This is a genomic window from Nocardia amamiensis NBRC 102102, assembly GCF_001612745.1.
Classification (GTDB): Bacteria; Actinomycetota; Actinomycetes; order Mycobacteriales; family Mycobacteriaceae; genus Nocardia; species Nocardia amamiensis.
Genome location: NZ_BDBA01000063.1, coordinates 40,889 through 65,347, shown reverse-complemented (window position 1 = coordinate 65,347; position 24,459 = coordinate 40,889). Strand labels below are relative to the sequence as shown.

Below are 24,459 nucleotides of genomic sequence, written 5' to 3'. Positions count from 1 at the left end.
GCTGCTGATCAATCTGCCCTCGGTGAGCTTCGGACCGCGGGCCAGCTGACGCACGTGCGTCGCGGGCAGATCCAGATGCACCGCCTCCTCGGGGTCCAGGTGCAGGCCCGGCGTGCGAACCATCGGCAGGTCGCCCGAGCGCAGCCGGTACAGCGTGTTGCCGCGGTGCATGCGCCGGCGCAGGTCCTCGATCAGCGGACCGCCGAGCCCGAGTTCGGTCACCGCCTGCTCGAACAGTTCCAGTTCCGCCTCCCTGACCTCGCCGTCGGCGAAGGCGAAGGTGACCAGGCGCTCCACATAACTTTGCGCCAGATCGCGCAGCGCGAAGCGACCCGCGTCGGCATCGATGCGCTGGTAGCGCAACGACGCCCAGAGCGCCGCCCATTCCGGGCCGCGCGGGCCGTGCGTGGTGAGTACCCGCCAGGCCCGAGCGTGCCAGTGGGTGAGGTACTCCTCGATCTCCGGCTCGCACCGCCCGCACGGCGCGAGGCCGCCGAACAGCTTGCGGCGCAGGGTAGTTCCGCAGCGTTCGCAGTGCCGACCGCCGGGTGGAGGAGGCAGGTAGGCGTCCGCGGTCCATTCCGTACCGTCCCACCAGCGCATGCGCTGCGGGTTGTCCGGGTCCGGATGCCAATCGGCGCGTTCAGGATTCGGGGGAGTGACCGGTGCGGCTTCCGTGGTGTGCCGGGTCAGATCGACCGGACGTTGGGTGGGCGTCCGGGGCATGTCCGAGGGCCCCACACGGTCGAGTACCTCGGTGCGAGGCCATGCGGATTCGCCGTGGCCAGGCTGTGTCGACCACAGGTGTTCGCCCTGTCCCGGGATGACGTCGGCAGGCCTGTGGTCCTCGGTGGTCCGTAATACTGGAGCGTCTTCCGAGACTCCGCTCGACCCGACCGGACGCGCGAGCGGCGCCGTGGCCGACTCCTCGTTCCCGCGCGACGGGCCGGAGGGGCGTTGCCCGTGCGGGCGATGCCGGGCCGCAGCGACTTGGGGCAGGTCGGCGGGCGCAGGCGTCCCGGGTATCTGCCGCGTCGAAAGCCGTTCCTGCGCAGGTGAAGTGCGGGCGGGATGGTGCACCCGGAACGGGTTGGCCGGGTGCGTGGTGCGGGCGTGCTCGGACGGATCGTTGACCTGCACGCCGAACTCGGTGACCAACCCCGACAGTCCGCTGGACCAGCCCTGCCCGATGGCACGGAACCGCCACTGCCCGTCGCGGCGGTAGAACTCGCCGAACATCAGGGCGGGCACCGCGTCCAGGTCGTCGATGTCGAAGGTCACGACGGCGCCGTCGACGGCGTGCACGGCGACGGTCAACCCGTGGATGTCGCCGAAGGTCCCCTCGTCCAGCGAGCCGGCGACGACGATGCGATCGACATCGGCTTCGGTGCGCGGCAGCGAGACGCTCAGCCGCGCGGTCCGCGGGGCGGGTTCCTGATCCAGCGTGACCGCCTGGGAGATATGCCGGGGTGCGTTGTAGAACACCAGGTCCCGGTCCGAGCGAACCGCGCCGGAGGCGTCCAGCAGCAAGGCGTGCGCGTCCACCGCATGCTCCGATCGCCATGAAACGACCACGGCTAGAAGCGATGTCGGTACTGCTGCGTTCGCGCCCTTGCTGAGTTTCATGGTGCTCGAACTATGCCACGACCCTCCGACACGCCGAACGCGCGAGGGGATCTCGCTCGGCGGGGCGGGATCGTGCTTGCGCGCAGAGACGCCATGGCCCCGCTGAAACGCGCGGCGTCCGGAGAAATCGCACCGAGGCCGAGTCGCGATCGCTCGCGCTCCACGGCGTGCCGAGGCAGTCGGGCCGAATCTGACACAAACCGGCTGGTTCGGGCAATACCGCGCTGCCCCCGTCTGGTACGGCACAGTGTTCTCATGACGAACCCGAAACCCCCGGGTCGTAAGCCGTCGACCCCGAAGTTGCCCGGCGGGCGCGTGCCCGGCCCCGCCGACATCCTGAACGCCGCGCAGGCCGCGGTGGAAGCGGCCCAGACGGCGGCGGGGCAGGCGCTGGAAGCCGCCCAGCTGACCGCGTCATCGGCGTTCGACGCGGCGGTGCGGCTGCCGCCCGCCTCGGCGCAGTTGGCCGGGCAGCTGGCCGACCTGATCGAAAGCCTCTCGGTCGCGGTCGAGCGGCTGAATTCGACGATCGATCGTCTCGACCGCACCCTGGCGCTGGCCGACCCGGCCTTCGCCGCCTACGACCGGCTGCTCCCCAGGCTGGAGGCGATGATCTCGCTCGGCGAGGACGTGCTCGGCAAGCTGGCCAAGTTGCCGGGCATCTCGCTGCTCGGCAAGCTGACCGGCCTGAGCGCACCGGAGCAGCAGCAGACCGAGCCGCCGCCGCGAAAGCCGGGCAAGCGGCGCACATAGCGAGATCAGCGGTGTGCATGATCGGCGGCGGCACGCAACGTGGCGGCCGCCTTGAGCAGGACTTCGCGGTACTCGTCTTCCGGGTCCGAGTCGAGCACGATCGCGCCGCCCGCCCCGATCCGCCAGCGGCCGTCGTAGCGCACGGCGGTGCGGATCACGATGTTGAGGTCTGCGGTGCCGCCGAGCCCGAGGAAGCCGATGGTGCCCGAATAGACTCCGCGCGCTTCGGTTTCCAGTTCGTCGATGATCTCGCAGGTGCGCAGCTTCGGCGCGCCGGTCATCGAGCCGCCGGGAAAACACGCACGCAGGCAGTCGACCACGCCGACCTCAGGCCGCAGCCTGCCGCGCACCGTCGACACCAGCTGATGCACCGTCGCGTACTGCTCGGTGGCCATCAGCTTCGGCACGTACACGCTGCCGATCTCGCAGACCCGGCCCAGATCGTTGCGCAGCAGGTCGACGATCATCAGGTTCTCCGCCCTGGTCTTCGGGCTGTCGGCCAGCTCGCGGCGCAGGCGCTGGTCCTGTTCGGGCGTGGCGCCGCGCGGCGCGGTGCCTTTGATCGGCTTGCTCTCCACAACGCGGTGACGATTGATCTTCAGGAACCGCTCCGGCGACGAGCAGGCGATGTCGAGGTCATCGAAGCGCAGGTAGGCGGCGTAGGGCGCCGGGTTGCAGCGGCGCAGCGTGCGATAGAAGTCGAGACCGTCGGCCGCGGCGGCGGGGATCGTCGCATTGTCGGTGAGGCAGATCTCGTAGGACTCGCCCGCGTGCAGGCGCTCCTGGCAGACCGCGATGTCGGCGAGATAGCGCTCCCGGCCGCGGGTGAACAGCGGTGCGGCCGCGTCGCCGTCCGGCGGCAGCTCGAGCGTCGGCGGATTCGACCAGGTCGGAAGGGGTTCCAAGGTCTCGCGGGTATCGCGAAGCCAGTCCGCGCCGGATCGGGCCGTTTCCGGTGTGTCGCTCAGGGCGAGCAGATGTGTCCGCCCGCCCACGTGGTCGACCACCACCAGCCGGTCGGCGAAGATCCATTGCGCGTCCGGGGTCGGCGCGCGATGGACCGCGGTGCCGCCGCAATCGGCTTTGACCTCGTAGCCGAGGTAGCCGACGTATCCACCGGCGAAATCGAATGGCAGATCGGGCAGTTCGAGCCTGCGGGTCCGCAACTCGGCGGCGAGGAAGTCGAGGATGCCGCCGCGGGCGGTGCGCCGGTGCCCGTCGGAGGATTCCACGGTCACCTCGCCGTCACCGACGCGGTAGCGCAGCACTTCCGCCAGCGGACCGCTCGCGTCGCCCAGGAAGGAGAACCGATCCACTCCAGGTTCCACGTGCTCGCTGTCCAGCCAGAACGCCGTAGGGGAGTTGCCGTACAACCGCACGAAAGCGCTCTCGGTGTCGATGGCCCGCTCGATCACGTCCTGCTGGAGCTGGAAGGTCGGCCGTGGTGGGGGATCGGTGGGAGTTCGTGCTGAGGAGGTTTCGCGTGAGCGCTCGAATCCCGCCGCGGCGGCAGGGAACTGCGCGGGCGCCAGCGGAGCGCGCGTCGCGGCGGATGCCGGTGGCACGGGCGGCGAGAAGCCAACCGCCTCCGGCACGACTTCGGGCTCCACCACGACCGATACCCGCGAATCCGGGAGGCTCGGCGGGACCCGATGCGCCGCAGTGAGTTTTGCGAAGTTGCGCAGCAGTGCCGCGCCGAACTCGCTGGCGATCGATTCCGGATGGAACTGCACTCCCCACTGCGGGCGGGTGCGGTGCCGCACGCCCATGACGACGCCGTCGGCGGCCACCGCGGTGACCTCCAGATCGTCCGGCAGCCGCCGCAATGCGCACAGCGAGTGATAGCGCACGGCGGTGAAGCCCTGCGGGATCCCCTCGAACAGATCCCGGCCGTCGTGCTCGATCCGATCGAGGTAGCCATGTCTGGCGGCGGGCGCCTCGGCGACCACACCGCCTGCCGCGACCACGATGCCCTGGTGGCCGAGACACACTCCGAGCAGGGGAAGGTCGGTCTCCTCGAGCACCGCCGCGGAGATTCCCACGTCGCGCGGCACGTCCGGCCGTCCCGGTCCCGGTGAGACGACCACGTTGTCGAAGCGAGCCAGACCGAGTTCGGCGACCGTGCGCGCCCCGTCGTTGCGCACGACCGTCGGCTCGACGCCGTTCACCTCGCTGATCAGCTGATACAGGTTGTAGGTGAAGGAGTCGTAATTGTCGATCAACAGCGTGTGCATGGTGCTCGAAACCCTACGCCGCGCCGGTCGAAGCAAACTGTTGTCATCTGCCTTCAGTTCGGCTGGTCCGGTGGTGCACAATGTGGGGCATGTCTGTTGCGCAACCGGTTGACGTGGACCCCGCGGTCGTCGACTTCGCCGTGGTCGGCAAGTGGATGGATGAGCAGGGTCTGCCCGCGGGCGAATTCGAGGGCGTGACCGCGCTGGGTGGCGGCACGCAGAACATCATGCTCCGCTTCACCCGCGGCGGCAGGACGTACGTATTGCGCCGCGGGCCCAAGCACCTGCGGGCCAAGAGCAACGACGTGATCCGGCGGGAGGCCCGTCTGCTCGGCGCGCTGGGCGGCACCGAGGTGCGGGCGCCGAGGGTGATCGCGGCCTGCGCCGACGAATCGGTGCTGGGCGCGGTCTTCTACCTGATGGAGCCGATCACCGGTTTCAATCCGCAGAACGAACTGCCCGAGCCGCACGCGAGCGATCCGGAGCTGCGCAGGCAGATGGGCCTGTCCGCGGTCGAGGCCATCGCGCGGCTCGGCACGCTGGACTACCAGGCGCTCGGCTTGGCCGATTACGGCAAGCCGGAGGGCTTCCTGGAACGCCAGGTGCCGCGCTGGCTCGGTGAACTGGAGTCGTACTCGGCCAACGAGGGCTACCCCGGCCCGGAGATTCCCGGCGTGGCGTCGGTGGGCGAATGGCTGGACCGCAACCGTCCGGCCGAGTGGACCCCCGGCATCCTGCACGGTGACTGTCATCTGGCGAACATGATGTTCTCCTACGACGGCCCGCAGGTGGCGGCGATGGTGGACTGGGAGATGTCCACCATCGGCGACCCGCTGCTGGACCTCGGCTGGCAGATCGCCACCCGGCCGGAGCCGGGTACCGCCGCCGCGGCGCTGGTCGGCAAGCTCGGCGCGGTCGGCGGGCTGCCGAGCGCGGCGGAGATGATCGCGCACTACGGGCAGTTCTCCGATCGGGATCTGAGCGCCATGCCGTGGTACACGGTGCTGGCCTGCTTCAAGCTCGGCATCGTTCTGGAGGGCACGCACGCCCGCGCGTTCGCGGGCAAGGCGCCCCAGCAGGTCGGCGATTTCCTGCACGCGATCACGCTGGAGCTGTTCGAGCGGGCGCACCGGCTCATGGAGTGATTGTCGGGATGTTGCCGATAGTTGACCGAAAATCGGTAGCAGGTGCGACTCGGCCGCCCTTAGGTTGGCCGCATGCCGATCGTTCCCGATGTCAAGGACTGGACCTGGGTGCTCGAACGCGCCTGTCCCGAGTGCGGTTTCGACGCCGCCGCGACCAGTTACGAAGCCGTGCCCGCGCTGACCCGCGAGACGGCCGTCCGATTCGCGGCGGTGCTCGACCGCACCGGCGTCCGCGCCCGGCCGGACGAATCCACCTGGTCGGCCCTGGAATACGGCGCCCACGTGCGCGATGTGTGCCGCCTCTTCGATACCCGGCTCGGCCTGATGCTGGCCGGTGACCCCGATGGCGAGATCCCGCGTTTCGCCAATTGGGACCAGGACGCCACGGCGATCGCCGACCGCTACAACGAGCAGGATCCGGCCCGGGTCGCGGCGGAGCTGGCCGAGGCCGCCGAGCGTGTGGCGCGCTCGTTCGAATCGGTTCCACAGGCCCGGCGTGGACTGCGCGGCGCGCGCAGCGACGGGGCGGTGTTCACGGTGGATTCCTTCGCGCGGTACTTCGTCCACGATCTGGTGCACCATGCGCATGATGTCCGCGGCTGACGGCAGACTGTAACGCGTTCCGGATCCGAGTCGCGCTCTATGCCCGAATTTCCGAGGCAGTACTAGAACGCGTTACATTTTTCTCGTACTGTGGGTGCAGTCACATATAAGCACGTGCATGCGAGAGGGTCGACAGGAATGAAGACAAAGGGCGCGATCCTGTGGGGGATCGACCAGCCGTGGTCGGTGGAGGAGATCGAGATCGGCGACCCGGTCGCCGGCGAGGTGCAGATCCGCATGGAGACTGCGGGCATGTGCCACTCCGACCACCACATCGTGACCGGCGCGACCCCGATGCCGTCCTTCCCTGTGATGGGTGGGCACGAGGGCGCGGGCGTGATCACGAAACTCGGTCCGAACTGTCCGGCCGACCTGCAGGTCGGCGACCACGTGATCCTGTCGTTCATCCCCGCGTGCGGCCGCTGTCCGGCCTGTGTGGCCGGGCACATGGCGCTCTGTGACCTGGGCGCGGGCCTGCTGCTCGGCCAGGCGATCAGCGACGGCACCTACCGCATCCAGGCCAGGGGCGAGAACGTCATCCCGATGTGCCTGCTGGGCACCTTCGCGCCCTACATGACGGTGCACCACACCTCGGTGGTGAAGATCGATCCGAGCATTCCGTTCGAGGTGGCCTGCCTGGTCGGCTGTGGCGTGCCCACCGGCTTCGGCTCGTCCACCCACGTCGCCCAGGTGACCCCCGGCGAGACCGTGGTGATCGCGGGCATCGGCGGCGTCGGCATGAGCGCGCTGCAAGGCGCGGTGCTGTCGGGAGCCTCGAAAGTCGTTGCGGTCGACCCGAATCCGTGGAAGCGCGAACAGGCGCAGAAGTTCGGCGCTACACACACCTACGAGAGCATGGCCGCCGCGATCATGCCGCTGATGGAGGCCACCGAGGGCCGGATGGCGGAGAAGGTCATCCTGACCATGGGCGAGATGCACGGCGAGTACATCGAGGAGGGCCTGATCCTCACCGCCAAGGCGGGCACCCTGGTGGTCACCTCGATGGGCCGGATGGACGAGAACGACGTCAAACTGAACAGCTTCCTGCTGTCCATGCTGCAGAAGACGGTGAAGGGCTGCATCTTCGGCGGCGGCAATGCCCGCCAGGACGCGCCGCGCCTGCTCGCGCTGTACAAGTCCGGCCAGCTCAACCTGGACGACATGGTGACCCGCAGCTACTCCCTGGCGGAGATCAACCAGGGCTACCAGGACATGCTCGACGGCAAGAACATTCGCGGCATCATCAAGTACACCGAAGCCGACTGGTAACCGCGGCGGAAACTCAGTCCTGCCCCCGCTCGGCGAGTTCGGTTGCTATCCGCGCGATCAGGTCGTACGGGACCGGCTTGCCGAGCGGGAATTTCAACGTCCCCTTGCCCGCGCGGTACGGCTCGACCGCGCGCTGCAACGCCGGGTCGCCTTCAGGGATCGGATAGACGCTCACGTGCTGCTTCCAGCCCGCGAAATGCACGATGTTGTGACCGTGCAGCCGGAATGTGGGAATGCCGTAGCTGATCGCCTCGGTCGCATCCGGTAGCGCTGTCCGGATGGTGCGCCGGATCGCTTCGAGGACTCCTCGCACGTCCTCGGGGACCGCGGCGAGGTAGGCGTCGATGGTGGTCGGCTGTTCCGCCACGATGTCCCCTCGATTCCACGATGGGATACTTCGCTGAGCTGGACGCCGTGAGTGTATCCGGCCGACCCGCCGGATCCGCGGCTGTGACGGTTCGGCGCGCCGCTCGCCGCCACCGCGGTGTGTTCCGGACGGGTGCGGTCGCCTGGCCCGGTCAACCGGATTGCCGCGGCGTCGATCAGGTCCGGCACTGCCCCGGCGAGAACCTTGGTAGACGGGTGCTGTCGTCATCGAGTGCCCAGCGTTCGACGAGAAGGCAGCATCAGGTCTCCGGCGAGCAGGTTGATCACACGTCCTCCGGTTCCGCGTCGGGGCGGGTCCAGGCCAGGATCATCGTCGGGGCGCAGCCGCCGACGAGCAGCGCGGTCAGCAGCATCAACCCGCCCGCGTAGGCCGCCTGGATATTGTCGAGGTCGGTGAACCCGCCCACGATGATCAGCCAGATCGCGGGAATCATCGCCAGCGTCTGGGTGAGGGTGAGCCCCACCGAACGAGCCGCGTTGCGCTGCTCGATCTCCCATTCGTCCAGGGCACCGACAGGCGCGTCGGCTTGGCGTCCCGAGACGATCTGGAGCGAGATCCACAGCGGAAAGAACACCAGACAGGCCGGCGCCCACAGCAGGGGTCCCCGCTCCAGACCGCACGCGGTCAGCACCGCGACGACCGCCAGGGCCAGGAACATCGTCGCGAGGGCCACAACGAGCAGTCGGCGGCGGCGACGCGTCCGCCACCGCGGCAGCAGGTGGGCCCAGCGCTCGGCGTAGAACTCGAACCGGCGGGTCCGGCGAGCCTGGTAGCGCTCCAGCAGATTCGGGTGCGTCATCGAATATCCCCTCTGTCGTTCCGATAGACCGCTGTGGACAGCGGCGCGAATTCCTCCCGCGAGAACACCGCCTCGACCGGCAGCCCGAACACCTCGCAGATCCGCAGCGCCAGATCAAGGCTCGGATAGTGATCGCCCCGCTCCAGCGCCCCGACCGTCTGCGGATTCACCTCGATCGCCTCGGCAAGCTGGACCCGGCTCATTCTCCGCTCAGCGCGCAACACCCCGATGCGGTTGTAAATGGGAAGATTTTTCCCACGTCTCACGGGACTCATGCAACAAACTGTTGCATAAACCCAACAGCTCGTCAACGTTGGAAGCAGCCCGCGGCCGCTGAGCTGTGCAGGCACCCACAGCCGCGAGGCGGCGTGTGATGCTCACGAAATGTGCTCTGAGCAGCCTTTCCGTTGTTTGCCGCCGATACCACGGCGACTGGCGGTGCTCAGATGCGACAGCGCAGCAGGGCTTCGCGCAGGTTGCGGCTGCGGACGTCGTCGAGGACGGCGAGGCCCAGCCGGTTCATCGTGTAACCGAAGCCCAGACCTGTTGCGGGGTCGGCGAATCCGAACGAGCCGCCAAGTCCGGTGGTGCCGTAGGCGCGCCTGTCCGAGCCGAACCGGAATGTGCCGCGCGACTTGCGGAAGCCGAGGTGGTAGCGGCTCTTGGTGTGCAGCACCAAGTCGTCGGCGGGGACGTCGTCGGCGGTCTCGGCCGCGGCGAGCCGGTCGAGCAGCGCGTCATCGATGGGCAGCGCGCCGGTGCGGCCTCCCGCGGCACCGTAGACCTTGGCCAGCGCGCGGGCGCTGCCGACGCCGTTGTGCGCCGGCATTTCCACTTCGAGGAATTCGCGTCGGGTCGCCCGTGCAGGGGCTCCACAGCGCGGGTTGGTCAGCGCCGCGTAGGACAGCCCGCGTTTGGCGTAGATCTCCGCGCCGATCCGCAGCGGGATATCCCGCTCGTAGCGCAACACGTCCAGGCCGCGGGTCGCCGACAGCGTGGCGATGCGGTCCATGCTCTGCTCGGCGGGCAGGCCGATGAAGAAGTCGGTGCCGAGCGGCGCGGCGATGTCCTCGGCGAAGATGCGCCCGAGCGTGCGGCCCTGCGGGTCCACCCGGCGCAGCAACTCGCCCTGGTACAGCCCGAGAGTGATCGCGTGATAGCCGTGCCTGGTGCCGGGCCGCCACGCGGGCTTCTGCGCGGCCAGAATGGTGGCGAGCCCGTCCAGATCGGCGATCTGGGACAACCGGACGATGTCGCTCAGCCCCGACAGCCCGGCTTGGTGATCGATCAGTTGACGCACGGTCACCGCGTCCTTGCCGTGCGCGGCGAACTCCGGCCAGTACGTCGCCACCGGCTGCTCGTAGTCGAGCAGGCCCCTGCTCACCGCGGCGGCGACGGTGAACGCCGCCATGCCCTTGGTCGAGGAGAACACCGGCACGATCGTGTCCTGCTCCCACGGCAGCGTGCGCTGCCGATCACGGAAACCGGCCCACAGGTCCACCACCGGGCGGTCGCCCGCGTAGACCGCGACCGCGGCGCCGATTTCGCCGTGCTGGGCGAAGTTGCGGCGGAAGGCGTCGGCGACCGGTCCGAAACCGGACGCGACGTCGCCGTGAACAGTGGGCTTTTCAGTCATGGCGACTCGATGGTACTGACGCGGCTCTCGTAGGCTCGCAGGGTGCGAGCACTCGAGCAGATTCGGGAATGGCCGGTCCGGCACGCGGCGGCGGCGGTGGTCAGCGCGGACGGGCAAACCGCGAGCGAGGGCGATGTCGACCGGGTGTTCCCGCTGGCCTCGGTGACCAAGCCGTTGGTCGCCTACGCCGTTCTGGTCGCGGTCGAAGAGGGCGCGGTCGAACTCGACCAGCCCGCCGGGCCGCCCGGCGCCACGGTGCGTCATCTGCTGGCGCACACCTCCGGACTCGCGTTCGACACGACCGATGTCCAAGCCGCCCCCGGCGCCAAACGGATCTATTCCAGCGCGGGCTTCGAGGTGCTCGCGGAGTTCGTCACCGAGCAGACCGGGATCGCGTTCGACGAGTACCTGCGCGACGCGGTGTTCGCGCCGCTGGGGATGACGGCCTCGGTGCTGACCGGTTCGGCCGGGCACGCCGCACGGTCCACCGCCGCGGATCTCGCCCGCTTCGCCGCCGAATTGCTGAACCCGCGGTTGATCTCCGCGCAGACGCACGCCGAGGCCACCTCCGTTCAGTTCCCCGGCGTGGGCGGCGTGCTCCCCGGCTACGGCTCGCAGCGTCCCAACGACTGGGGCCTGGGCTTCGAGATCCGCGACGGGAAGACGCCGCACTGGACCGGCAGCACGAATTCGCCACAAACCTATGGACATTTCGGCCAATCCGGGACATTTTTGTGGGTTGACCCTCGAACGGGTTTGGCGTGTCTCGCCTTGAGCGACGAGAATTTCGGCGACTGGGCGCGGGCGGCCTGGCCACCGCTCAGCGATGCGGTTGTCGCGGAGGTGGCAGCCGCACGCAACACGGCTGTGAAGTAACACGTGTAACTTCGGGCACTCCAGTAGACTCGGGCAACGCCAGTTCGATGAGTCGTTGGGGAAGACGTTCCTCGTCGAAGCTGGAGGTGTTGGTGGTGCGCGCATCGAGTCAGTTCGCGGACGCGACGGCGGGTGTGGTCTACATCCACTCGTCGCCTGCCGCGCTGTGCCCGCATGTCGAGTGGGCGCTGACCTCGGCCTTGAGCGCCCCTGCGAAGCTGCGCTGGACCGCGCAACCGGCCGACGGACAGCTGCGTGCGACCAGCGAATGGATCGGCCCCGTCGGCACCGCCTCCCGGATCGCCCAATCGTTGCGCTCGTGGCCGGTGCTGCGTTTCGAGGTGACCGAGGACCCCAGCGAAGGCGTGGACGGCGAGCGCTACAGCTTCGTCCCCGGCCTCGGTCTCTGGCACGGCTCCACCAGCGCCAACGGCGACGTCATGATCGGCGAAATGCGCCTGCGCGCCATGCTCCAAGCCACCCGCGAACTCGGCAAGTACTCCGCCTACGATCTGGCCGCCGAAATCGACCGCGCCCTCGGCACCGCATGGGACGAGGACCTCGAAATCTACCGCTACGGAGGGGAATCCGGCGCCGAGGTCACCTGGCTGCGCCGGGATGTGGGGTAGCTGCGCCGAACTGCGGCAACGGCTGCCGGATTTCTGCGGCCGCTTCCGAAGGGGCGTAGCGCGGACTGCAATACGCGCCGCGGCACGCTCAGGCCAATTGGTGCTCATAGGCGAAGGCGGCGGCCGCGGTTCGCGAAGTCACGTCGATCTTGGCGAAGATGTTGGACAGGTGGCGCGCCACGGTTTTCTCGCTGAGGACCAGGTTCGCGGCGATCTCCGGGTTGCTTCGCCCGGCCGCCACCAGACGCAGTACTTCGAGCTCTCGCTCGGTCAGCCCGCAGGGCGCGGACGGACGCAATAGTTCGGTGGCCGCACGTTCGTCCGGAACCGCGCCGAGTTGGGCGAAGACGCGTCGGGCTGCGGCCAATTCGGAGCAAGCGGAATCCTCGTCGCCGAGGCCGCGCACTGCTCGGCCGATCGAGACCCGGCACCGCGCCGTCTCGTACGGTGCGCCGAGGTCGGACCAGGTCCGCGCCGCGCGCCGCAACTCCGGGATGGCTGCGGCGTATTCGGTCTGGGCCAGGGCAACGCAGCCCTTGGCGTAGCAGGCCATAGCCCGTAACGCGGCGGAGCCGAAACCAGCGCTGATCTGCGTCAACTCCGCGCTCAGGTCGGCCGCCTCATCGAATTCACCAGAGGCGAGCAGGATTTCGAGCGCGGCGGGCAAGATCTGGGAACGGTGCACCGGATCGGTCGCCTCGGCGACCAGGCGCCGCACGGCGCCGAGTGCTGCCGCGGCGCGGCCGCGGGCCAGCCAGAGCAGCGCCAGTCCCGGCTGTGGCTCATGGCCGTACGCGAGCGCGCTGCGATAGGCCCGGTCGGCTTCGCCGTAATCGCCGCGGATGCGAAATACATCCCCGCGTTCGGCCATCGCCAAGCCGGCGGCCGCTGTCGTCTCGGTCGCGATGTAGCGGCGGACGGCAAGCCCGAACTCCTCGAGCGCCGCGTCATAGGCTCCATGCATCCGCATCAGTTGCCCACGGTGCACGGCACATTGGCCGGTGAACAGCACGAGGCCGGGCTGATCGGCACACCAGCTGGTCAGTGCCATCGTCCATTCTTCGGCTCGGCCGAGATCGGAGATCTCCTGACACGCCTCGATCATCGTGCAATAGATATGGCCGGCGAATATCGTCGATACGTTCCCGGAGGAGACGCAGACCATCGCCTCGTCCATGAGCGACAGCCCGTCACGAACCCGACCGGAATACAGGGCGAGCCTGCCCTGCGCACTCAACCCCATCGCGGTCAGGTCGGGTTCGTGGAAGGTCCGTCCGTAGTCGGTGATCTCATCCGCGTATCGAGCGGCGTCGGCGAACTCACCCGCGAAAATATGGCGGAACATCACCGAGACCAGTACATAGCCGCGTTCCACCACATCCCCCGGTACGTCACGCAGGAGCCGCTGAGCTCTGGCCACCCACCCGCCGCCGATGGCGGACTCGCCGGTGGTCAGCAAGGTCTGTGCCAGCCAGAAGGCGCTGCGGACCGCGGCGAGCCGGTCGCCGGCGTCCAGATGCAGCTGGTAGGCACGCTGCATCGCCTGGACGCTGTCGTTGGTGCGGCCGGTCAGATAGGCCGCCGCCGCCAGTCGCGCGAAATCGTCACCGTCGAGTGCGGCCGCGTCCAGATCGGACAGCGCGTCGAAAGCGGCCAGCCATTCCCGGCGCTCGTACGCCTCCCGAGCTCGTAGCAAGCTGTCGACAACGCCCATCGCGTATCACCTGGTAGGCAGGATACGCGCTGGACGTCACGAGGTGGGCACATGCCGGTCGGAGTCAGGCCGCCGCTCGCATGCTGGACCGCTCTTTCGCTCGTGCGGCGACCCGGTGCGCGACGTATTCGGCATCCCGGCCCACGCCGGGGAACACCATCGAGGAGAACGCGTACTGGAAGCTCAGGCCGCAGAAGAACAGCCCGGGCATCTCGTCGACAACGCCACGGTACTCTCGCGGCCAGCCGTCGTCACCGATGACCGGCACGTCGATCCAGTCGAATACCTGTCGGAAGCCGGTCGCCCAGACGACATTTCGCACGTCGAGCACGGTGCCGTCGTCCAACTCGGGCAGCCCACTGTGCACCCCGCCCATTCGCGCGGTCAGCCGCCGTACGCCCCGCTCGACCAGGTCCTCGCGCTTGACCCGCAGCATCGGTCCACCATGAAGTCTCGTTTCCCGCATCGCTTTTCGTCCGATCGGTGTCCGGCGGGTGACGATATGCCGCCACAGGAACACCAGCACCGGCAGGGCGATCTTGATCGAGCGGGAGTCCCAGCGCACCGGAATCTGTCCGCAATCGCGACCGCACAGGATGGTCGGCCGGGTGGCCGCCAGTTCGTAGGCGATATCGGTCCCCGAGTGCGATGCGCCGACCACCAGCGCGGGTCCGGGCTGGAGTTGGTCCGGCCGCCGGTACTCGCTGGAATGCAGTTGCGTGATTCCCGGGTCCAGTTCCGCGGCGAATTCCGGCACGTACGGTGTCCGGCCGAATGTGCCCGTCGCGATGACCACGTTGTCGCACGTGATCGTGTCCTCGCCGATTCGGGCGAGGTAGCCGCCACCCGACCGGGCTGTCAGCCGGTCGACGCCGGTACGCATGCGCACAGGAAGATCCTGATGCAGGGCGTACCGCTCCAGGAACTCGGCCACTTGTTCTTTGCCGGGATAGCTCCACCGGTCGTCGGCCGGGAACGGCATCCCGGGCAGGCCGGTGTACTTGGCGGGTGTGTAGAGCCGCAACGAGTCGTAGTGCCTGCGCCAGTTGTCGCCGATCCGCTCGCTGCGGTCCACGATCAGAAACGGCCGGCCGAGCCGGCGCAGATGGTAGCCGGTGGACAACCCGGCCTGCCCGGCGCCGATGATGAGTGTCTCGATGTACTGCGTAGTCATAGCGGCCTCCCGAATGTGGTGGTGAATGCCTCCGACGCTAGGAGCGCACCACCCCATCGCGCGTCGGGCGATCCAACCATCTCCGGTTCTGCCTGCATGGGTCGATACACCCACATCATCCAGCCCGCCGCGACCGTTGCTACCCATTAGCTCGTCTCGGAGCGATACCCTTGAGCAGAGGAGGTGCGGCGGAAAGGAGATGGCGTGGGGCAACTGCTATACGCATCGGGTAGCCGCCGTGTGACTTCCTGCGGTTGATCCCGGGCTACCGATGCAGGAGCCGATCGATCCGCTCGATTCAGCGGAACGGACGCGCACAGCGCTGGCCACCGCCGTGGCGCGGTTTTCCGACGCTTGGGCGTCCGGGTCGCCCCCCGACCTGGCTCGGTACCTGCCTCATGATCAGGCCGAGCGGCGTACGGTACTGATCGAACTGATCAAGATCGACCTCGAATATCGCTGGGTTCGCTATCACTTTCCCAAACGACTGATCGAATATCGTGCCGAATTCGCGGAGCTGCGCGATGCTCCGCTGCCGGACGCGCTGCTGTACGAGGAATTCCACGCGCTGCGCCGCAGCTCGCGGACATCCGAGACGGCCACCAGGTCCGCCGAGGTCACCGCCCAGGCGGCCGACCCTGAGTTCGCACAGCTCACGAGCGGCTACCGCAGCACGATGATCGCTCGTCCGAGTGCCCAGGTCTCGCTCGACGCCATCAATGTCGGCGACCATGTGGATGATTTCGATCTCCTGATGCGGATCGGAGCGGGCGCGTTCGCCCAGGTGTATCTCGCTCGGCAACAGTCGATGCAGCGACTGGTCGCGGTCAAGATCTCCCATAACCACGGCAGCGAGCCGCAGACCCTCGCCCAATTGGACCACGAGTACATCGTGCGCATCTTCGACCAGCGGCTCATCGCCGATGGCGAGCTGAGGCTGCTCTACATGCAGTACCTACCCGGGGGAACGCTGCTGGACGTGCTGCGCTTGCTGCGCTCGACGCCTGCTGAACAGCGCAGTGGCCAGGTGCTGCTCGACGCCGTCGACAAGCAACTGGCCGATAAGGGCGAGGTTCGGCCCTCCGAGTCGGCTGTCCGAGCACGGACGGCCACGCTGACCTGGCCGGAGACCGTCGCCTGGCTGGGCCGCCGACTGGCGGACGCCCTGCAGCACGCCTCCGAACGCGGCGTGCTGCATCGGGACATCAAACCCGCGAACGTGCTGCTGAGCGCTGAGGGAATTCCGAAATTGGCCGACTTCAACGTCAGCTTCAGTCAACGCGTCAAGGGCACGAGTCCGCTGGCGTACTTCGGCGGATCACTGTCGTACATGTCGCCCGAACAGCTGGAGGCCTGCCATCCGGACCTGCCGGGAACCGCCGCCGACCTCGACACCCGCAGCGACCTCTTCGCGCTCGGTGTCATGTTGTGGGAGTTGCTGACCGGGCGCCGCCCATTCGCGGACGAAACATCCGCAGGCGAGTCGGAGACGTCGCTGGCCCGCATGCTCGAACTGCGGCGCAGACCGGTCGATCCGGCGTTCCTATCGGAGCTTCCCCCCGATTGCCCCATGGCGCTGCGCGGGGTGCTGCTGAAGTGCCTGTCGCCCGACCCCGAAGACCGCTACTCGTGCGGTTCGGAATTGGCCCAGCAACTCGACTTGTGCCTCGAGGAAAGGGCTCGCGATCTCGTCTATCCGTTGCCGGACAGTTGGCGGGCACGGCTTTCGCGGTGGACTATCCCCATCCTGTGGTTGTCTTCGCTGGTCGGCATCAGCGTCGCGTCGGCCTACCTGGCGGTGCATACCCACGCACTGATCAGAGGGCTCTTGTCCGATGCCACCAATGCGCAGCTGGACAGGGGCGTCCTGATTTTCAATCTTTGTGCCTGGCCGCTGGCCATCCTCATCTGGGGAGCCGTCTCGCGTGATCTGGTCGCGGTTCCCCGCGGCCTACGCGACGGCAGACGCTACGACGAGGCAATGCTCGCGCGGGTGCGATCCCGAACACTGCTGTGGGGGGATTTCTGCGCGATGCTCACTTTTCTGTTCTCGGTGGCCGCGACCGTGGCGGGGGTACTGCTACTGCACTGGTTCACCGACATTCCGACGCGGCTGCTGGTTCATGCCGCGACGACCGTGCTGGTAGCGGGCACCATCTCCGTCGCCTACACGTTCTTCCTTTCGACCTTCTACATCGTCCGCTGTGTCTACCCCATCTATCTGCGCCACGGCCGCACGACGGCCCGCGACTTCGCCGACCTGCACGCGTTGCGGCGCAGAACCACGGTCTATCTCGCGGTAACGGCGTCGGTGCCGCTGGTCGGGGTACTGGCCGGATTCAGCGCCGGTCTCGAGCCCGCGGAGCTTCCGCTCGTCCGCGACTCGGTGCTCGGACTGTGCGCGGCCTCCGGGCTCGCCTTCGTCGCCGTCTACTGGTTGTTCCGGAAGCTGGACGCCGACCTGCGTGCGCTCCAGCGGGTGGTCTAGCGAATCGGCTGCGGGCTGCTCACTGCTGAACCGTACGGTCCGTACACCTGCGGGCGGCCCGCTACTTCTCGCATCAGTGCGTTGTCACGCCGACCCGGTCGCGCAGATATGGGAGGCGGTCGTGGTGCTGACCGGCTCGTTCACGGAAGGATCTCGAGGGAGTCGACGTGTCTGGGCCGGACCACAGAGAAGTGGCGGCGATCCAGCGTTGCGACTTGGCGTATCCCGAGTCGTTCGGCTGCCGCGATGACAGAAGCGTCGGCGGTGCCGAGCGGCAAATTTCGATACCGCGAGGTCAACTCCGCGATGCGCAGCCAATCGCTGGGGTGTACCGGCTCAACCTCGAATAAGCCTTCGGCGAAGTCTCCGAGGAACCGAACTTCCGCGTCCGTGCCCAACCTGGTTGCAATCAGATAGGCCGCTTCGGTTATGACCAGGGTCGGGACAACGAGGGGGCCTCGGTGGTGTTGGAGCAGGTCCAGGCAGGGGTCGTGGTGTGCATCGTCGGCGTCGACGTAGGCGTAGAGCGGGCCGGCGTCGACCAGCAGCCGCGTTATCGGTCCCACTCCCCGCGCAGGATCTCCTCGATCCGCTCCGAAATGTCCGAGCGCCCGCTGTGTCCCGCTCCGGCGGCCCCGAACCTGCGGGTTTCACTCGACCCTGGCAAATGAGCCGCGATGGCTTCCCGGGTCCAATCGGAGACGGTCATCTGTCGCCGGGCGGCTTCGTGCCGAACTCGGCTGTCCAGGTCATCCGGCAGTTTCACCGTCGTACGCTTCATGGTATGCCAGCATACCCGCGTCTGGTGCACTGTGGATTCCTGCCTCGCATCGATCGGCGCCGAGGTGGCGCCGAGCAGAAGAAGTTGCTCGCCGCGCTGGGCGTGTTACCCATAGCCCCCGAGCTCGATACAAGCCTCGTCGGCCTGCGCACGCGTCGAACCTTCCGACACTTCAGCCACCTCACCTTGGATTGCGGGGGTACACCAAGGTGGAGACAGCGGATCGCTGACGCCGGTCCGCTCGTCACTGTGCTGGGAGGCCGACTCGATCGCACAGATCCCGAACGTCGTCGCGCATTCCTGATGGCGGACGTTTCCGCAACACGTGCAGGATCTCACGCGCGTAGCCGTTGTACCGGATCGTCTCGGAAGCTGTTTGCTCCGATTTGTTCAGTAGCGCAAGGGCGGCGACGAACTCGTCACGCTGGTAATGGGCGCGGGCCACCTCGATGAAATGGCGGCTGCGGCGCGGTACGGATTCTATCCGGTCGGCATCGACCGCGCCCGCCGCGCGCAACGCCTCGCCCGGTCGGCGCAGTTCTACTCCGAGCGTCGTCGCGTGTGCTTGCATCACCGGGATCGAAAACGAGGTTTGGATGTGGCGGTAGGTCGGTCCCAGTGAATGGGCGATCCGGCTGGCTATTTCCCAGTGCGCCCAGGCGTCGCCATAACGACCCCGGCGGGCATGGACGTACGCGAGCTCAGCTTGGAGTGCCCCGGTGATACCTCGTCGATCATCCGGGCTGCCGTCTTGGTCGAGATAGGGCGCGAGCTGTGATATCGCGCTGCGCGCCAACGCTATTCCCTCGTCCCCAGCGACCGCTGTCACGCAATGCCTGAACCATCGACCACGTACCGCACGCGATCAGATACGGATCGTCTGCCTCGTACGCCTCGTTCAGCGCGCGATCGGCGACAAGCCAGACCAGTTCTGCCGCAGGCTGATACGCCACGAAGAAGTCCGTGAGTTGATAGACGCCGGAAAGAACGCGTCGAGCGGCGCGGCGGTCGTCGCCAGGCACTCGCGCTGCGCCCTGTGCGTCTCTGATCAATCCGGGCAGCAGCGCGCCGAGCTGCGTCCGGTGATCCGGGCTCGAGTGGCGTACTTGCCACGCCTGGTGGAGCCGTAAAGCCAAGTTCTTGGTTCCAGGCGGGCGGCTCGGAGCTATCAGGTGATAGTCGATCAGCGCCGTTTGCACATCAGTCAGCGCGGCGTGTTGTTCACCTGCAAACACCGATACTGGCACAGCGTGCTCATCGCCCGTCAGCGCGGCGAGATCCGCGAGTTCGAGCGCGCGGGCGATCCGCAAGAGCATCGAAAGCCGAGGGCTCTGTAGGTGGCAATTCTCCACCGCTTTCAGCCATTCGACTGATCGACCGACCAGGCCCGCGAGGACCGGCCGCGACATCCCGGCACGCTCGCGATGCCACCGGATGCGCTTGCCGACCGGGGCGTTGTCGTCGTAGCTGTACACGTTCGTACCCCTCTCGCCACTAGCTCGATGGGTCAAGCCCAATTGGACGATTCTCGCTGATACCGGCCCTAAACAGTTCGTAGACGCACCAGATTCTGGTGCTGCCGCTCTACTGAGTGAATGGTGTCGCGATCCATCGGCTGACAGCCTGGTGTGTGTGCGCGGGGCCACCTACGCTCGAGATATGGAGCACACCGGACAGCGCATCCGGTATTGGCGGAGGCGGCGGGGCGGGATCAGCCAGAAGGTTCTGGCGGATCGTGCCGGGTTGACACAGGGTTACATCTCGCAGATCGAAAGCGGTCAGCGTGCGCTGGATCGGCGGGCGACTCAGGTTGCGATCGCTCGCGCCCTCAACGTCACTGTTGCGCAGCTACTCGGGCAACCGGGAGACCCAACCGATCCGGCCAAGGCTGTTGCTATGGCGGCTATTCCGGACATCAGGTCTGCCTGTGTCGAGATCGCGGCCGGTGAGCGCCGTAAGCCAGAGCGTCCTCGGGAAGCTGTGCGCGAAGCGGTCGATCGGTCGACGATTCTGCGTAACAACGCGGACTACGCCGCACTGGCTCCGGGGATGGCCGAGCTGCTGCGTGACGCTTTCTACTTCAGTGGACCAGAGTTTGTCGAGTTGACGTTCAACGCTCGGTTCCTGGCCAAAGGTGTGGGCTTCCCAGACCTCGCGGCGGGCATCGCGGATGCCGGGCTTCGATGTGCCCGGAATCTCGAGCTTCCCGAATGGATTGGGCTGGCCGAGATTTCCCGGCTCAACGCGATGCCGCCGGAGAACGCTGCGTTAGCCGCTCGCTTGGCTTCCCGCACCGCGACCGAGATGCAACCGTTCCTCGGCACGTCCCGGGTGCGTCAGGCCTACGGGAATCTGCTGTGCCGTGGTTCGATCGCCAACGCGATTGCGGGGCAGTCGAGTAGCGCATTCGACCTACTCGACGAGGCATACGCGGAAGCGCGGTCGCTCGGTGAGACGGCTGATGGGGGATTCGGTCTCCTGTGGTTCGGGCCAACCAGCGCGGCAATCTGGCATGTGTCGGTGGCAAGGGAACTCGGTGACATCGATAGGGCCATCGAGGTAGCGCGCACCGTCGATCCACGGCCGGTTCGGGCGCCTAATCGGGTGGTCTACTTCTGGACCGACTATGGCCACGCACTGACCGCAGCGGGCAACGATTCCGATGCCGTGCGGGCATTCTCGGAGGCTGAAATGGTCGATCCGCAGCGCACTCGCATGGACCCGATGATCCTCGACTCCGTTTCGGCCCTTGCTCGCCGCGCCCGCCGTCTAGCGATCGACGGCCGCCTGCACAGCTTGGCGCAAAGTCTCGGCATCGACCCGCACACGGTATAGCGCTCTGTAATCGCCGCCATGCGCTCGGGCGGCAGGCTATTGCCTGGCCCCGCCGTCGGGTTGATGCCGCCTCTCGTCGGCTCCTCGGCGGCGGGTGCTCACCAATACGCCGAGCAGGGGAGTGACTGGGATGTACGGGGAGAACAGCTGTCCAAGCATGCCGCTGGGGCCGAATGCGCTGGGCATAATTCGACGGGCGGTATGCGTCGACGGTGAATCTCATGATGAGGGAACGATTCGGGAAATAGCTTGTGCACGAGGCTATTTCTTGGCGGAGATAGTCGTGCTCGCTACCGGGATCAGGGTCGCGGCTCTGTTGGCGGCCGAGCAGATCCGGGTGTTGGACGCGGCTGCAGTGATCGTTCCGAGTTTGGCGCATGCTCAACCGTTCGCCCGTGCGGTGACCGAGCTATGCGACTTGATCACACCGGAGCAGACTTATCCGCGCGGGTATCGGTGGCCGTCGCTGCTGCCGGTCGATCACCTGTACCGGAGGTTGCCGTGAGCGGCTGGCAACTGCTCGCGGTCGCCGTCGGTGTTGCACTGCTCGCGACGCTGGTGATCGGGATTGCTATGTGGTTGTGGCCTGTTCGGCTCCCGGAGGGCAGAAGTGTCGCCGACATCGAGCAACGAGTGCGACGAGAGCGGACGGACATGGACACCGCGGTCTGGCCGATGGGTTTTCCGCATGACGCACCCGAAACTGCGATGAGTGTGGTGGAAGCCCAGATGACGATGCAGCGGCACCGCGCCTGCCGCGTCGGTGAGTGCCCCCGCAAGACCGCTGCCTGGCGGGCACTGGTTGAGGCGGGGCGAATTCGCCCGGATGCGGGTCGGCAACGGTAGGCGCTGGCGGCTCACTCCGGTTGGTGGGCGAGGACGGCGAACATGGTGACCGAGAGGTGGTAGTCGCCTATCGCTATGCCCGCTTCCATCGCGGTGTCCAGGTCGATGCGCTCCTGTTCGGTGATAGTCCCCTCAGCCTGGGCGCCGTCGATCATCTGCGCGAACAGGGGGCGGACTGTTTCCGGATCCCAGATAACCGCCTCCGAGCCCATGTCGTCGATCGCGAAACCGGCACCGGTGAGCAGGCCGCGCAGGCGTCGGCCCGACGTCGGATTCGGGGTGGCGGCGAGCATCGCCGTCGACAGGCGGCTGAGTACGTCGGGGTCGCCGGGATGCGTGATCGCGGTGTACCAGTCGCTGTCGATGAGCAGCACGCGCCCACCCGGCCGCAGGACCCGGGCGATTTCGGCGGTGGCGGCGGCGGGGTCGTCGAGGTGCTGGTAGACGCGCTCGCACCGTACGGCGTCGAACGAATCGTCCGGAAACGGCAAGTGGTAGGCGGTGCCCTCGATGAAGCGGGCACGCGAGCCTACTGCCTCGGCGCGCGCACGGGCGATGTCGAGCATGGCGGGATTCGGATCGACGCCGACCGCGTCGCCGTCCGGACCGACACGGTCGGCGAATTCCAGCACTTCCGTGCCTGTTCCGGCGCCTATGTCCAGCGCGTGCTCGCCGGGTGCCACGGCCAGGGCATCACGCCCCCATCGGCGCATCCGCCGGATACTGGGCAGCGCTGCCTGAAGGTCGAGGATGCCGACCAGCACCGCCATCGCGTCGTCGGCCGACGCGCCGTCTCCGGCTGACTGGGAGCGATCGAAAGCGATCGCGTCCGTATGGAATGACGGGGCGGGGCGTGGCGACGACGCGGGCTCGGTCGGCATGCCCTGACAGTAATCCCATTGGCAACCATCAGGCTAACACTCTGGCGGAACGGCCACCGCAACTACAGGCGGAACCCGTCTGCATCGATCGGCAGTGGAACCGTCGGCATTGCATCGTCTCCGTGCGCAACGGCGAGCAAGGCGGGGAAGGAGGCGAGCTTGCGCCTGGGCCGTCCCTGAACCGCGCCGAGGTCGCGCTCGGTCCGATCGATCGTCCTCCACTCGTGCACACCGACGACAGCGGGCTGGCGCTGCCGGACCAGTGCGTCGAGGTCCTGTGAGGTGGCGGCCGGGGCGGGCAGCAATCCCGCGGAATAGTCGGCGATGAGTGCGGCCACAGTGTCCAGGGCGCATTTCTTGTTGGCGCCGATGCCTCCGGACGGGCCCCGTTTGATCCATCCCGCCGTGTAAACGCCGGGGATGGGTTCGCCGGTCCGGTCGTGCAGGACGCGGCCCTGGTGGTTGGGCAGCACACCGCGGTCATGGTCGAAGGGCAGGCCGGAGAGCGATGCGCCGCGGTAGCCCACTGCCCGGAGTACCAGGCCCGCCTCGATGGTCTCTTCGATTCCGGTCGGAACAGCGTGGACGTCGCCGCCGGGGCCGCGCTCGAGGCGATTGCGGGCCACGCGCACCCCGGTGACTCGTTGATCGCCCATGATCTCCACTGGAGACGTCAAGTAGCGCAGCACAATACGGCGCGACGCGCTGAAGCGGCGGGTCGCGAGTTCGGCGGCGGCCTGCGCTTTGGCCAGCCCGAGCGGGTTCGACCGGAGTTCGGCGAGCTGGTCGCGGTCCAACGTGACCTCGTCGGAGAACGCGAAGACATCGGCGCCGCCGAGTTCGGTCAGGGCGAGCAATTCTGGAGTGGTGTACGCGGCCTGCGCGGGGCCACGCCGGCCGAGGACCACGACCTCCTCGATCGCGCCTGTGGACAGAGCGGCCAGGGCGTGGTCGGCCATATCGGTGGCGGCGAGCTCCGCGGGGTCGGCGACCAGGAGGCGGGCGATGTCGAGAGCGACGTTGCCGTTGCCGACGACGACGGCGCGGCGGCAGGAGAGGTCGAACGTGCGATCGTAGAAGTCCGGGTGACCGTTGTACCAGTTCACGAACTCGGTTGCCGACGCGCTGCCGGGCAGGTCCTCGCCGGGAATGCCCAGGCGGCGGTCACCGGAGGCTCCGTAGGCGTAGACGACGGCGTGGTGTGCCGCGGCGAGTTCGTCGTGGGTGATGTGGGTACCGACCTCGACATTGAGGTGGAAGCGGAAGCGGCGGTTGGCGGCGGCGCGCTCGAATACGTCGGTGACCGATTTGGTGGACGGGTGGTCGGGGGCCACCCCGCCTCGCACCAGGCCCCACGGCGTGGGCAGCCGGTCGAACATCGTGACTGTCGCGCCGGGGTGCTCGAGCAGCTCGAGTGCGGCATATGCGCCTGCGGGACCGGAGCCGACCACCGCGACTCGAAGTTCCCCGACTTCGGCTCGCGCAGCGGGCAGCGGGGCATCGGGGATGCCGGGCGGCAGCGGGTTGCGCTGGTAGTAGGCCTCGGCCAGCTCCAAGAACGGTGCCGCGGCGGGCGCGGTGTCGCGGGTGATCGCCCCGACCGGGCACTCGGCGACGCAGGCGCCGCAGTCGATGCAGCTGGCAGGGTCGATGTAGAGGGCTTCGGCGGAGGCGAAGCCAGGTTCGTCGGGGGTGGGGTGGATGCAGCCGACCGGGCACACCGGCACGCAGGAGGCGTCGTTGCAGCACGGCTGAGTGATCACGTGAGGCATGGCGTTCCTT

General features: G+C 67.6%; 24 protein-coding genes. 10 read left to right on the top strand and 14 right to left on the bottom strand.

The window, feature by feature from the left end; translation table 11 throughout:
• Positions 1 to 1,626 (bottom strand): TerD family protein (locus NA4_RS14645; RefSeq protein WP_084497097.1); only part of this gene is annotated, 1,626 nt, incomplete at its 3' end.
• A 255-nt stretch (positions 1,627 to 1,881) separates the two neighbouring features.
• On the opposite strand from NA4_RS14645, the gene NA4_RS14640 reads away from it, so the two are divergent.
• Positions 1,882 to 2,379 (top strand): hypothetical protein, encoded by a 498-nt coding sequence (locus tag NA4_RS14640; protein WP_067470127.1) that lies wholly within the window; start codon positions 1,882 to 1,884, stop codon positions 2,377 to 2,379.
• A 5-nt stretch (positions 2,380 to 2,384) separates the two neighbouring features.
• Here the strand turns inward: NA4_RS14640 and pabB are convergent, their stop codons facing one another.
• Complete coding sequence (gene pabB, locus NA4_RS14635; RefSeq protein WP_067470125.1) at positions 2,385 to 4,613, bottom strand: aminodeoxychorismate synthase component I; 2,229 nt, start codon at positions 4,611 to 4,613, stop codon at positions 2,385 to 2,387.
• Positions 4,614 to 4,693: 80 nt separating this feature from the next.
• Here pabB and NA4_RS14630 point away from each other — a divergent pair, with 80 nt between their 5' ends.
• The 3 genes from NA4_RS14630 (at position 4,694) to NA4_RS14620 (ending at position 7,630) form a co-directional block, all read left to right on the top strand.
• Complete coding sequence (locus NA4_RS14630) at positions 4,694 to 5,758, top strand: phosphotransferase family protein (RefSeq protein WP_084497095.1); 1,065 nt, start codon at positions 4,694 to 4,696, stop codon at positions 5,756 to 5,758.
• Positions 5,759 to 5,830: 72 nt separating this feature from the next.
• On the top strand, positions 5,831 to 6,361 hold the full coding sequence (locus NA4_RS14625) for a DinB family protein (protein ID WP_067470123.1): 531 nt from the start codon (positions 5,831 to 5,833) through the stop codon (positions 6,359 to 6,361).
• A gap of 138 nt (positions 6,362 to 6,499) precedes the next feature.
• Positions 6,500 to 7,630 (top strand): NDMA-dependent alcohol dehydrogenase, encoded by a 1,131-nt coding sequence (locus tag NA4_RS14620; protein WP_067470121.1) that lies wholly within the window; start codon positions 6,500 to 6,502, stop codon positions 7,628 to 7,630.
• A gap of 13 nt (positions 7,631 to 7,643) precedes the next feature.
• Here NA4_RS14620 and NA4_RS41920 read toward each other — a convergent pair whose 3' ends face one another.
• From NA4_RS41920 to NA4_RS14600, 4 genes are all read right to left on the bottom strand, one after another.
• Complete coding sequence (locus tag NA4_RS41920) at positions 7,644 to 7,997, bottom strand: iron chaperone (protein WP_067470119.1); 354 nt, start codon at positions 7,995 to 7,997, stop codon at positions 7,644 to 7,646.
• A gap of 283 nt (positions 7,998 to 8,280) precedes the next feature.
• On the bottom strand, positions 8,281 to 8,817 hold the full coding sequence (locus NA4_RS14610) for a hypothetical protein (protein ID WP_067470117.1): 537 nt from the start codon (positions 8,815 to 8,817) through the stop codon (positions 8,281 to 8,283).
• Positions 8,814 to 9,092 carry a helix-turn-helix transcriptional regulator gene (locus tag NA4_RS14605; protein WP_067470116.1) on the bottom strand — a complete coding sequence of 93 codons (279 nt, stop codon included), beginning with the start codon at positions 9,090 to 9,092 and terminating at the stop codon, positions 8,814 to 8,816. Before NA4_RS14605 ends, NA4_RS14610 begins: the two co-directional genes overlap by 4 nt.
• Positions 9,093 to 9,259: 167 nt before the next feature.
• The gene (locus NA4_RS14600; RefSeq protein ID WP_067470114.1) at positions 9,260 to 10,453 is read right to left on the bottom strand and encodes a serine hydrolase domain-containing protein; all 1,194 of its coding nucleotides are present in this window, start codon (positions 10,451 to 10,453) and stop codon (positions 9,260 to 9,262) included.
• A gap of 42 nt (positions 10,454 to 10,495) precedes the next feature.
• Between NA4_RS14600 and NA4_RS14595 the strand changes: the two genes are divergently transcribed.
• Positions 10,496 to 11,329: a serine hydrolase domain-containing protein gene (locus NA4_RS14595; RefSeq protein ID WP_067470112.1), complete on the top strand. Its 834-nt coding sequence runs from the start codon at positions 10,496 to 10,498 to the stop codon at positions 11,327 to 11,329.
• Positions 11,330 to 11,424: 95 nt separating this feature from the next.
• Complete coding sequence (locus NA4_RS14590; RefSeq protein WP_067470146.1) at positions 11,425 to 11,958, top strand: DUF3145 domain-containing protein; 534 nt, start codon at positions 11,425 to 11,427, stop codon at positions 11,956 to 11,958.
• A gap of 88 nt (positions 11,959 to 12,046) precedes the next feature.
• Here NA4_RS14590 and NA4_RS14585 read toward each other — a convergent pair whose 3' ends face one another.
• Both NA4_RS14585 and NA4_RS14580 read right to left on the bottom strand, forming a co-directional pair.
• Positions 12,047 to 13,672, bottom strand: coding sequence for a LuxR family transcriptional regulator (locus tag NA4_RS14585; RefSeq protein ID WP_067470110.1), 1,626 nt, complete (start codon positions 13,670 to 13,672; stop codon positions 12,047 to 12,049).
• Between the two features lie 64 nt (positions 13,673 to 13,736).
• Positions 13,737 to 14,846 (bottom strand): flavin-containing monooxygenase, encoded by a 1,110-nt coding sequence (locus tag NA4_RS14580; protein WP_067470108.1) that lies wholly within the window; start codon positions 14,844 to 14,846, stop codon positions 13,737 to 13,739.
• A 271-nt stretch (positions 14,847 to 15,117) separates the two neighbouring features.
• On the opposite strand from NA4_RS14580, the gene NA4_RS14575 reads away from it, so the two are divergent.
• Entirely contained in the window at positions 15,118 to 17,334 is a 2,217-nt protein-coding gene (locus NA4_RS14575; RefSeq protein ID WP_067470106.1) for a serine/threonine-protein kinase, read from the top strand.
• A gap of 140 nt (positions 17,335 to 17,474) precedes the next feature.
• Here the strand turns inward: NA4_RS14575 and NA4_RS14570 are convergent, their stop codons facing one another.
• The 4 genes from NA4_RS14570 to NA4_RS42585 form a co-directional block, all read right to left on the bottom strand.
• Positions 17,475 to 17,900, bottom strand: a complete 426-nt coding sequence (locus NA4_RS14570; protein ID WP_245671362.1) for a type II toxin-antitoxin system VapC family toxin — start codon at positions 17,898 to 17,900, stop codon at positions 17,475 to 17,477.
• Positions 17,888 to 18,115 carry a ribbon-helix-helix domain-containing protein gene (locus tag NA4_RS14565; RefSeq protein ID WP_067470142.1) on the bottom strand — a complete coding sequence of 76 codons (228 nt, stop codon included), beginning with the start codon at positions 18,113 to 18,115 and terminating at the stop codon, positions 17,888 to 17,890. The genes NA4_RS14570 and NA4_RS14565 overlap by 13 nt, the downstream gene beginning before the upstream one ends.
• Positions 18,116 to 18,359: 244 nt before the next feature.
• Positions 18,360 to 18,686, bottom strand: coding sequence for a hypothetical protein (locus NA4_RS42590; protein WP_245671360.1), 327 nt, complete (start codon positions 18,684 to 18,686; stop codon positions 18,360 to 18,362).
• 163 nt (positions 18,687 to 18,849) lie between these two features.
• Entirely contained in the window at positions 18,850 to 19,524 is a 675-nt protein-coding gene (locus tag NA4_RS42585; RefSeq protein WP_245671358.1) for a hypothetical protein, read from the bottom strand.
• Between the two features lie 250 nt (positions 19,525 to 19,774).
• Between NA4_RS42585 and NA4_RS14555 the strand changes: the two genes are divergently transcribed.
• From NA4_RS14555 to NA4_RS14545, 3 genes are all read left to right on the top strand, one after another.
• Complete coding sequence (locus NA4_RS14555) at positions 19,775 to 20,950, top strand: helix-turn-helix domain-containing protein (RefSeq protein WP_067470104.1); 1,176 nt, start codon at positions 19,775 to 19,777, stop codon at positions 20,948 to 20,950.
• A gap of 268 nt (positions 20,951 to 21,218) precedes the next feature.
• Positions 21,219 to 21,455 carry a hypothetical protein gene (locus NA4_RS14550; protein WP_067470102.1) on the top strand — a complete coding sequence of 79 codons (237 nt, stop codon included), beginning with the start codon at positions 21,219 to 21,221 and terminating at the stop codon, positions 21,453 to 21,455.
• A complete protein-coding gene (locus tag NA4_RS14545; protein WP_067470099.1) occupies positions 21,452 to 21,796 on the top strand; it encodes a hypothetical protein in 345 nt (114 codons plus the stop codon). The genes NA4_RS14550 and NA4_RS14545 overlap by 4 nt, the downstream gene beginning before the upstream one ends.
• Before the next feature lie 11 nt (positions 21,797 to 21,807).
• Here NA4_RS14545 and NA4_RS14540 read toward each other — a convergent pair whose 3' ends face one another.
• Positions 21,808 to 22,677: a methyltransferase domain-containing protein gene (locus NA4_RS14540; protein ID WP_084497093.1), complete on the bottom strand. Its 870-nt coding sequence runs from the start codon at positions 22,675 to 22,677 to the stop codon at positions 21,808 to 21,810.
• A gap of 62 nt (positions 22,678 to 22,739) precedes the next feature.
• Complete coding sequence (locus NA4_RS14535; RefSeq protein WP_067470097.1) at positions 22,740 to 24,449, bottom strand: FAD-dependent oxidoreductase; 1,710 nt, start codon at positions 24,447 to 24,449, stop codon at positions 22,740 to 22,742.
• Positions 24,450 to 24,459 lie beyond the last annotated feature (10 nt).

Bases quoted from the DNA above. Each gene is read 5' to 3' on its own strand.
- NA4_RS42590 (WP_245671360.1), bottom strand. From the start codon at position 18,686: ATGCAAGCACACGCGACGACGCTCGGAGTAGAACTGCGCCGACCGGGC.
- NA4_RS14575 (WP_067470106.1), top strand. From the start codon at position 15,118: ATGCAGGAGCCGATCGATCCGCTCGATTCAGCGGAACGGACGCGCACA.
- NA4_RS14540 (WP_084497093.1), bottom strand. From the start codon at position 22,677: ATGCCGACCGAGCCCGCGTCGTCGCCACGCCCCGCCCCGTCATTCCAT.
- NA4_RS14630 (WP_084497095.1), top strand. From the start codon at position 4,694: ATGTGGGGCATGTCTGTTGCGCAACCGGTTGACGTGGACCCCGCGGTC.
- NA4_RS42585 (WP_245671358.1), bottom strand. From the start codon at position 19,524: ATGTCGCGGCCGGTCCTCGCGGGCCTGGTCGGTCGATCAGTCGAATGG.
- NA4_RS14625 (WP_067470123.1), top strand. From the start codon at position 5,831: ATGCCGATCGTTCCCGATGTCAAGGACTGGACCTGGGTGCTCGAACGC.
- pabB (WP_067470125.1), bottom strand. From the start codon at position 4,613: ATGCACACGCTGTTGATCGACAATTACGACTCCTTCACCTACAACCTG.
- NA4_RS14555 (WP_067470104.1), top strand. From the start codon at position 19,775: ATGGAGCACACCGGACAGCGCATCCGGTATTGGCGGAGGCGGCGGGGC.
- NA4_RS14600 (WP_067470114.1), bottom strand. From the start codon at position 10,453: ATGACTGAAAAGCCCACTGTTCACGGCGACGTCGCGTCCGGTTTCGGA.
- NA4_RS14610 (WP_067470117.1), bottom strand. From the start codon at position 8,817: ATGACGCACCCGAATCTGCTGGAGCGCTACCAGGCTCGCCGGACCCGC.
- NA4_RS14620 (WP_067470121.1), top strand. From the start codon at position 6,500: ATGAAGACAAAGGGCGCGATCCTGTGGGGGATCGACCAGCCGTGGTCG.
- NA4_RS14585 (WP_067470110.1), bottom strand. From the start codon at position 13,672: ATGGGCGTTGTCGACAGCTTGCTACGAGCTCGGGAGGCGTACGAGCGC.
- NA4_RS14535 (WP_067470097.1), bottom strand. From the start codon at position 24,449: ATGCCTCACGTGATCACTCAGCCGTGCTGCAACGACGCCTCCTGCGTG.
- NA4_RS14580 (WP_067470108.1), bottom strand. From the start codon at position 14,846: ATGACTACGCAGTACATCGAGACACTCATCATCGGCGCCGGGCAGGCC.
- NA4_RS14640 (WP_067470127.1), top strand. From the start codon at position 1,882: ATGACGAACCCGAAACCCCCGGGTCGTAAGCCGTCGACCCCGAAGTTG.
- NA4_RS14605 (WP_067470116.1), bottom strand. From the start codon at position 9,092: ATGAGTCCCGTGAGACGTGGGAAAAATCTTCCCATTTACAACCGCATC.
- NA4_RS14565 (WP_067470142.1), bottom strand. From the start codon at position 18,115: ATGAAGCGTACGACGGTGAAACTGCCGGATGACCTGGACAGCCGAGTT.